Origin of the sequence: Vibrio sp. 1167 (assembly GCF_033340375.1) — a bacterium.
In the GTDB taxonomy this organism is placed as follows: domain Bacteria; phylum Pseudomonadota; class Gammaproteobacteria; order Enterobacterales; family Vibrionaceae; genus Vibrio; species Vibrio alginolyticus.
Window position 1 is genome coordinate 1 of sequence record NZ_JAWOWK010000104.1, and the last position, 1,107, is coordinate 1,107.

The window sequence follows — 1,107 nt, forward strand, 5'->3', positions numbered from 1 at the left end:
CGGGTGAAAACCTATTGCCAGCGATGTTCGGTTTCTTGCTAACAGCGGTAGGTCTACCTCTTATTACTATCGTTGCTATTGCTGTAGCAGGTGGATCATGGGATCACTTGACTCAAGATCTTCCGAAAAAAGCAGCAGTATTGATGGCAGCACTTATCTTCATCATTATTGGTCCTGCGTTTGCAGCGCCTCGTACAGGTCTAGTGGCTTACGAGATGGCCGTGAAGCCATTCTTTGTTGAAGCTTCTCAAGCGCACCTTACCGCGTTTTCTGTGATCTTTTTTGCGGTTGCAATGCTGTTCTCTTGGTTCCAAGGCCGTCTTATCGACTTGATCGGTAAAGTGCTGACTCCAGCGCTGTTTGTCGGTTTGATCATTCTTGCTGTTGCAGTATTCCTAGATCCTCAAGGCGATATGATTGGAGCTCGTGGTGAGTACCTAACTCAGCCACTAACCAAAGGCTTCCTTGAAGGCTACAACACCATGGATACTTTCGCATCGCTGATGTTTGGTATGTTGATGGTGGATGCACTGCGCGGCAAAGGCATCACGGAGCGTTCTGCGACGACTAAGTACCTGATTTTTGCAGGTTGTATCGCGGCGGCTGGTCTAGCATTTGTTTACATTTCGCTATTCTACCTAGGCGCTACCAGTGCAACAGTTGCTGCGGGCGCAGACAACGGTGGTCTGATTCTAAGCCAGTACGTTCAAGCATTGTTTGGCCCTTACGGTCAAATCGTTCTTTCTGTGATTGTATTGTTAGCGTGTCTGACAACGGCTATCGGTCTGATTTCAGCATGTTCTGATTTCTTCAGCTCGAAGACATCACTGTCATACAAGCAGTGGGTTCTAATCAACGGTGCCGTATGTGCGCTAGTTGCTAACGTTGGTCTAGCGCAATTGATTTCGCTCTCTGTACCTGTACTGTTTGCCCTTTACCCAGTGGCGATTGCTTTGGTTGCTCTTACCTTTGTTCGTAGCAAACTGCCAAATCCTCGCTTTGCATACCGTGCGGTACTGCTAGTATCACTATTGTTCGCACTTGTTGATGCAGCGAAAGTTGCTGGTTTGGATGTATCTGCGTTCAACGTACTACCGCTGTTTGAAG

General features: G+C 47.8%; 1 protein-coding gene. It reads left to right on the plus strand.

The window, feature by feature from the left end:
* The coding region (gene brnQ / locus R7Z78_RS24690) for a branched-chain amino acid transport system II carrier protein (RefSeq protein ID WP_169643763.1) at nucleotides 1-1,107 on the plus strand (1,107 nt) is incomplete at both ends.